The following is a 7,061-nucleotide window of genomic DNA, read 5'->3' as shown; positions in this document are numbered from 1 at the left end:
CCGAAACGGTCAACCCAACGAACACCGGACAAGAACCGGACAAATCGAACTAACCATAGAGTGCACATACCGTGTTAGTGCAGGTGAGAAGGGGTGGTCCCGGCTGGGATCGAACCAGCGACCTTCCGCGTGTGAAATGGGCTTGAAGCTTAACAAGTGTGTTTCTGCTGGTTAAAACCAACATTACTGGCGTCGGTTGGGCTCGTTGGAGCACCTGGTCTGATGGTTTGGCCCCATTTTGGCCCCATGGACCGCCCACACCGTTGTCGTGACGCTTTCAATCACGAGTGCACACAGCGCCGCCATCCGACCCGTTCACAGTAGATGGGGTCTAGTGTCGATCCACTTCGCTTCACCGACGGCAGGCAGGTCGCGACCTGTGCTTCTCCGCAATCTCGAACTCATCAACCCCCACACTGCCAGGAGCAGGCAAGAGCCGTGACCAGGCACGATACGTACATTTTGGGGCTTGTAGGGGACGTGGTTGAGGGGCCCACTGTCGTCATCGTTGTCGTCAGAACTGTCGTCATTTGGCAACTGTGACGGCCGCCGGGCAAACCCGGCAAGAGACGATATCCGTTTGAACCACTTGACCCCCAATAAGTAGCGGTAAGGCGTTTCTGCTGGTCACCACGAATGCGGGGCCGGTTTGCGGTTGTGCGAGACGTGCACAGACGCGCAGGTCATTCATCACCGCACGTAACGTGTGGTCCCGAAATGGTCCCCAAGTAATAGGCCGAAGAGACCGGTCGAAATGCAGCTGTTTGTCGGCGATGCAGCAGCAGATGCGCGTTGGAGGCTGCTGCCCGGGTGGCTATGGGCGGCCATACGGGTCAACGCAGAAGTACAGTTTGCCGGGTGCAACGCGCGCACCGTGCCGATAGGTGTTCGTAGGCTCGGATCATGGCAGCATCCAAGGAAGTGGCCGCGGATCCGGTCGGGCTGTGGGGTGCGGTCGCGATCGGCGTGGGCGGCATGGTCGGCGGCGGCATCTTCGCCGTTCTTGGGCTGTCGGTCCAGATCACTAAGGGGGCTGCGCCGCTGGCGTTTCTGCTGGCCGGGCTGGTGGCGTTATTGACTGCGCGCGCCTATGCGCTGTTGTCGAAGGCCTACCCTAGCCGCAATGCCGGGTAGTTAAGGGTGTGGCTGTTGAGTCAAGTGTGACACGCGTGACTGTTGCGCAGTTGCGGTGAAGTGGGCGCGGCCCCTGGTAGAAGAGGGATCGAACCAAGATCACGCTCTACCGAGGAGCCGCTGTGCTGAATTCTGTCATGCCCGCCCGGTCCGCGGCCGGGCGCGGCGCCGGTCGCCGGGGACTGCGTTCGGCATTGACCACCGTGGTCCGGTCGATCACGGTGGCGGCGGGCGTGTTCGCTCCGGGTCACCTGGGCGAGCTGACCCGGCAGGTGCCGTTCGAGTTGGTCGATTCGGTGCTGGTGCAGACCCGAGCCACCGAGCGGCGGTTGCGGGCGCTGCCGTCGCGGGTGGGTGTGTATTTCGTTCTGGCACTGTGCCTTTTCCCCGGAGTGGGCTATCCGAAGGTGTGGGACAAGCTGATCGCCGCCCTCGACACCGGATCGGTGCCGTCGGTGTCGGGCAAGGCGTTACGGGATCTGCGTCGCCGCGTCGGTGTCGCGCCGCTGGAAGCGTTGTTCGACGTGCTGGCGGGGCCGGTCGCGCGGCCGACGACCCCGGGCGTGCGGTTCGGCCGGTACCAGACGGTGTCCTTCGACGGCTGCACGTCGATCAAGGTGCCCGACACCGGCCCGAACCGGTGCTGGCTGGGCAAGATGCGGGCCGCGCTCGGCGTCACCGGGTACCCGGCGGTGGAGCTGATGACCCTGGTCGAGACCGGCACCCGCGCCCTGCTGGGCGCGGTGTTCGGACCGCCCGCGACCGGGGAGACCGACTACGCGCGCCGCCTGCTGGCCCGGCTCGGACCCGACATACTGGTCCTGGCCGACCGCGGCTTCGACGGCGCCGCGTTCCTCACCGAGCTCGCCGACACCGGCGCCCAGTTCCTGGTCCGGTTGTGCTCGACGCGCCGACCACCGGTGCTGGCCCGCCTCGACGACGGCTCGTTCCTGTCCCGGATCGGTGCACTGACCGTGCGGATCATCACCGCCGACATCACCGTCACCTGCGCCGACGGCACCCGCTACACCGCGAGCTACCGGCTGGTCACCACCCTGGTCGACCCGCGCCGCCACCCCGCGGCCGCGCTGATTGCGCTGTATCACGAGCGGTGGGAACACGAGATCGCCTACCTGGCGCTGCGCCACACGCTGCTGCAGGGCCGGGTCCTGCGATCGGCCGACCCCAACGGCCTGCGGCAGGAAATGTGGGCCCTGCTCACCGTCTATCAAGCGCTGCGCATCGCCATGGTGGACGCGGTCGAAACCGTCCCCGGCACCGACCCCGACCGGGCCAGCTTCGCCACCGCCCTGGAAACAGCCAAAGACCTGCTCGTCAGGGCCGAAAACGTGATCACGGCCGACGACGATCTCGTCGGCCGCATCGGCCGCGCGATACTCGACGACCTGCACCCGCCCCGACGGCCCCGCACCAGCGTCCGCAAGGTCAAATCCCCGCTCTCGCGCTACAACAAGAAAGACCCCTACCGGCCCGAACGCAGCGCACCGATCTCCGGCGTGACCGTCACCATCAGCGACCCCGAACCGAAAGACACGACACACCAATCGAAATGCTTGACCACAGCCCTCGGGCCTTAACTACCCGGCATTGACCCTAGCCGTGGCGGCACCGTCACTTTCCTCAATCGCGCGTTCGGCGCCGGCCTGTTCTCCGGCGGGACCAACGTGTTGTTGTGGCTGAGCTACATCGTGATGCTTGCCCTGTATTCCCAGGCGTTCGGCAGCTACGCCGCGAGTTTCCTGCCCCACTCCGCCCACACCCTGGGCAAGCATGTGCTTCTCACCACGGCCATTGTGGTGATCACCGCAGTTAACATTGCGGGCGCCGCTACCGTAGCCCGCGCCGAACGTGTGATCGTTGCAATCAAGATCGCGATCCTGCTGCTGTTTGTAGCCGTCGGGGTGGCGGGAGTGTCCAGCGAGCGGCTGGCGCCCGCGCAGTGGAGCTCCCCGGTGTCGGTGGTCGCGGGCGGGATGATCATCTTCCTCGCCTACGAAGGCTTCGAACTGATCGCCAACGCCGCCGAAGACGTCGCTAACCCGGCGCGGGTGCTCACCAGGGCCTACTACATCTCGGTGCTATCTGTGATCGCACTGTACGTCGCCGTGGCCATCGTTTCGGTGGGGTCACTGCCACTGGCAAGGCTGATCAACGCGCGTGACTATGCGCTGGCCGAAGCCGCCGAGCCCGCATTGGGCGCCGTCGGGTTCGCGATGATCGGAGTAGCGGCGATGTTGTCGACCGCATCGGCGATCAATGCCACCCTCTACGGATCGGCCCGGATGACCTACACCATCGCAAAATCGCGAGAGCTGCCAGCCCAACTCGACCGACCTATCTGGAACCAGCCCCTGGAAGGGCTGCTGATCACCGCGGCAGCGACCGCCGTGCTCGCCAACCTGCTGGACCTGGAAGCCATCTCGACCATGGGAAGTGCGGGATTCCTCATCATCTTCGCCGCCGTCAACCTCGCCGAGGCCCACACGGCCCGAAGGCGGGGATCAACCGTGTGGATCTCGGTGGCGGCCGCCATGGCGTGCGTCGCGGCATTGGCCGCACTCATCGCCAAGAGCAACCTCGAGTCCGTCAGTGTCTTGGTCGCGATGGTCGCATTGTCCTTCGGTATCGAGGCAACCTTCAGAAAAGTCAGCGGCAGACCAATCCACGCATAAGGTGCCTCATCGACGCGCATACCCGCGCACCCCTTGCCGCTTCTGCAACGGCGCCGATGTGTGTGCTGAAATTCTGTGCAACATGGTATTTTCGGGGGATTTTGGCGGGGAATTCGATGCCCGTTGCGGGCACCCGATTACGGCCGCGCGGACCGCGCACAGGCCTGGCGCCGGCACACCGCACAAAACTTCGCCCGCGAAAACCGCCTATCAAGGCTTCACCGCCACCAGACAGCAGGCTGTTGAGCGCGGACGCAACCACGGCCAAGGGTATGGGCTCGAATTACTAAACGTGCGGAACGACCTAAAAGCAGCGAAACCCAGAAGCTCCAACCACAACCATCGATTGTTACCGTATGCAGTTCCACGTGCACCAATCGATCCACGCCCGCCGACGAACGCGGTACGATATGCCGGGTTGAAGCTGAAATCGATTGCTATTATCGCTCATTGAAGACTTAAACAAGGTGCCGCAGGACGGAACATGGCCCCGTTTGACCGGCAGCTGGAACCTTCTTGCGATCGGGAGGTCGCCGTCAACTATCGCTGCAGCGCGCGTCACACTCCACTACATGCGCTGGCTAGTGCGAGACTTTCTGCAGCTGACAGCATTCCGGTCGTCGTAGATGACAACCGCGCGCGATGCATCGCCAGCTGGCCGGGCGGCGACGAGGTGTATGGCGTCCAGGCTGCGCAGGCACAGCGGCTGAGAACCTGATATGTAAGCGAAGTTGTCAAGAGGGTAGGTGAAGGGCGTTCGGGCCGTGGCGATTTGGGCTGCGAAGGCCCAGTCAATGGAAGAGGCGGGCGATTTCGATGTATATGGGAATCCCGATGGTGACGTTGTAAGAAAACGTTAGACCCAGTGATGCGGCCAGCGGCAAGGTTGGACTGGCTTGGGGATCGCCAGTCGCTGCACCGCCGGCACAGCGATGTACGAGGCCGCGCCGCACAGCACTGCGAACAGGATGTACGTTCCAGGCTTGAACTCGGAGTGGGTGAAATGGGCGTAGGCGTGCGCGACGCTGATCCCCAGTGTGGCAAAGATATTCGGTACCAGCAGGCCGAATATGATGAAGCCGGTTCCGGCCGAGCGGAGGTCGCGCAATTTGCGGGAGGCCGACATGCCCATCTCCAGGAGGAATAAGCAGAGCGCACCCTGGAACGCCGACACGAAAAAAGTGTCGTCGTTGTGAACGACTTTGGCGCCCTGCAGCCCGCTGATCAAGCCGACCACGATGCCGCCGATAAGCAGCGCTAGCCCGGGGTTGAGGAACACCTCCCCCAAGAGTTCACGGGAGAGAATTCGGGGCTTCTTGCCAGCCTCGGGGGTCGCGCTGTTGTCGGGTTCGCAGTCGGGATGCTCCCGTTTCTCGAGCGAGAACTCCAGTTCTTGCTCGACTCCCCGCGTGCGTCGGGCATCGAGGCTCTCGCCGTGGGCGGGCTGCGCCGCCGCGCCGGGCCCTACTCCGGCCTTGACGGGTGCGGTGTAGCCGGGCTCGTCGGGCATCAGCCCTGCTGCGTCCATCCCCTTGTGACGCAGTCGGCCCACCAAATACAGCGCCACCAGGCAGCCCGGAATCTCCATGACGGCCAGCATGACCGGCATGTAGGCGTCGAAGGCCATATTGAGGCCGGTCAGTACCCCCACACACGTGGCAAAGGTCCCCGCCGAGTCCGACCCGTAATAACCGGCCACCGTAGCGCGATCGATGCGCCGCATCGCGGTCATGAGGTTCAGCAGGAGGTAGGCGATGGTGCCGATGACGAAGTTCAAGACGAAGCCCATAATCATGAAGCCGGCGATCCTGCCGGCGCTGGATGCGTTGATCTGGGCGAGTTCCTCCCCGCCGTGCCAGCCAATCGCCAGCAGCAGGTACATGGTCAGTCCCTGATAGATCACGTACGGAAACTCAAAGCGCACCTTCAGGATCGGGATCAGGAAGCCGAGGTAGAAAAACAGCAGGAGCGGTTTGAACAGGTTGTGGGTGAAGTTCTGCCAGAATTCGTAGAGCATTGATCAACTCCATAACGGGATGAGGGAAATGCGGGTACGGAACGGACTATCGGGTGACAGTCGGCACTGCGGTGTGCTCCGGTTTCCCCCGATCACCGTGGCATCCGCGCTGCACCTGTGGACGCCGAATTAGCGAGCCGCCACAACGATTAACCCGAAGCCGACTCGAGACGGCACAAGCGCGATACTGATCGCGCCTGTCACGATGGCCCTTGCCGCCCCGGCGATCTGCGCAATGTGGGATCGCCCACCTGGTGCGACTGCCCGCATCGGGCCCACCCGGCGCCCGGGAATACACCGCAGCCACCGCGGTCACGACCAGGCTCCCGACACCTGCAGGCGTTACTTGCCACGTGGCCGGGTGGGACTGTGGTACTTCGGGCAGTAATCCGCGGTTGCCGCACCGACGAATAACTGGGCTTGCGCCTGGCTCAGGCGGTGTGATCCCGTCAGCTGGTCGACCTCATCGGTCTGGGTGTAGCCGGCGTCGAGATCGTGGCACATCACGCGCGCCATGTTCACGGTTTGGGACGCCGTACCCAGGTGGACGCCGTGCGAGTCCAAGAAGTTTGTGAAGTCGGTATCGGTTTGGTCGGCGCTCGCGACGGCTGCGGGCACCAGCACGACCGCCAGTAGCGCACCGAACATGCACGCACATATTTTCTTGGTCATTTTCGCTCATCACTTTCCAAGCGTCACATCAAGTCGGATCAACATGAGGGCGTGCCAGCAGATCGTTTAGCGACTGCGGTCGGGTGAACGGGTCACCGCGGTCGCAGCGGATTCAGGCATCTGCCAGGCCACGCTATTTCGGTGCAAGCGCCACGAGCTCATCGATGCCGGCGTCATCGAGGGCATCCTGTGCCGGGCTGCTGGGTCGTACATGACAAGCCAATGGTCTAGTGCGCTCGGGGTTTTCCAGCTAGCGAAGACTCCTCATCATTTCAACCGGGTGGGACCAGGTAGATACTACACCTATGCAACTGTTTCTACAACCGTCGGTATGTCTACGTAACTGTTTCTAGGTGCGAAGTTTCGGTTAGACTTGGCCAGGCCTCTAGAGGCAACCAGATGTCCGCCTAGGAGGCGTCTGAACAACGTTCGCGGCAGGGGCGGGAAGAACGCCGACAAGGCCGTTTCTTCGGCAGTAGGTCAGACCTGATTGGTCGACAACGTGGTCGTTCTTCCCGCCGATACCAGTTTGGGCAAGGGCCGGG

General features: G+C 63.2%; 4 protein-coding genes and 1 pseudogene. 3 read left to right on the top strand and 2 right to left on the bottom strand.

From position 1 onward, the window contains the following. Nucleotides 1–903: 903 nt before the first annotated feature. The 3 genes from VMD50_RS29735 (at nucleotide 904) to VMD50_RS29725 (ending at nucleotide 3,827) form a co-directional block, all read left to right on the top strand. Complete coding sequence (locus tag VMD50_RS29735) at nucleotides 904–1,134, top strand: hypothetical protein (RefSeq protein ID WP_325433578.1); 231 nt, start codon at nucleotides 904–906, stop codon at nucleotides 1,132–1,134. Nucleotides 1,135–1,256: 122 nt separating this feature from the next. Then, entirely contained in the window at nucleotides 1,257–2,732 is a 1,476-nt protein-coding gene (locus tag VMD50_RS29730; protein WP_325433576.1) for an IS4 family transposase, read from the top strand. A 9-nt stretch (nucleotides 2,733–2,741) separates the two neighbouring features. After that, nucleotides 2,742–3,827, top strand: coding sequence for an APC family permease (locus VMD50_RS29725; protein WP_325433580.1), 1,086 nt, complete (start codon nucleotides 2,742–2,744; stop codon nucleotides 3,825–3,827). Between the two features lie 791 nt (nucleotides 3,828–4,618). On the opposite strand, the pseudogene VMD50_RS29720 reads toward VMD50_RS29725, so the two are convergent. After that, a pseudogene (locus VMD50_RS29720) lies at nucleotides 4,619–5,844 on the bottom strand (sodium-dependent bicarbonate transport family permease). Between the two features lie 342 nt (nucleotides 5,845–6,186). Beyond that, the gene (locus VMD50_RS29715) at nucleotides 6,187–6,516 is read right to left on the bottom strand and encodes a DUF732 domain-containing protein (protein WP_325433574.1); all 330 of its coding nucleotides are present in this window, start codon (nucleotides 6,514–6,516) and stop codon (nucleotides 6,187–6,189) included. Between the last annotated feature and the right edge of the window lie 545 nt (nucleotides 6,517–7,061).

It is taken from the genome of Mycobacterium sp. (assembly GCF_035506235.1).
GTDB lineage: Bacteria > Actinomycetota > Actinomycetes > Mycobacteriales > Mycobacteriaceae > Mycobacterium.
This window is presented reverse-complemented; position numbering and strand designations above follow the sequence as displayed.

Coding starts and splice junctions, on each gene's coding strand:
- VMD50_RS29735 (WP_325433578.1), top strand. CDS start 904: ATGGCAGCATCCAAGGAAGTGGCCGCGGATCCGGTCGGGCTGTGGGGT.
- VMD50_RS29715 (WP_325433574.1), bottom strand. CDS start 6,516: ATGACCAAGAAAATATGTGCGTGCATGTTCGGTGCGCTACTGGCGGTC.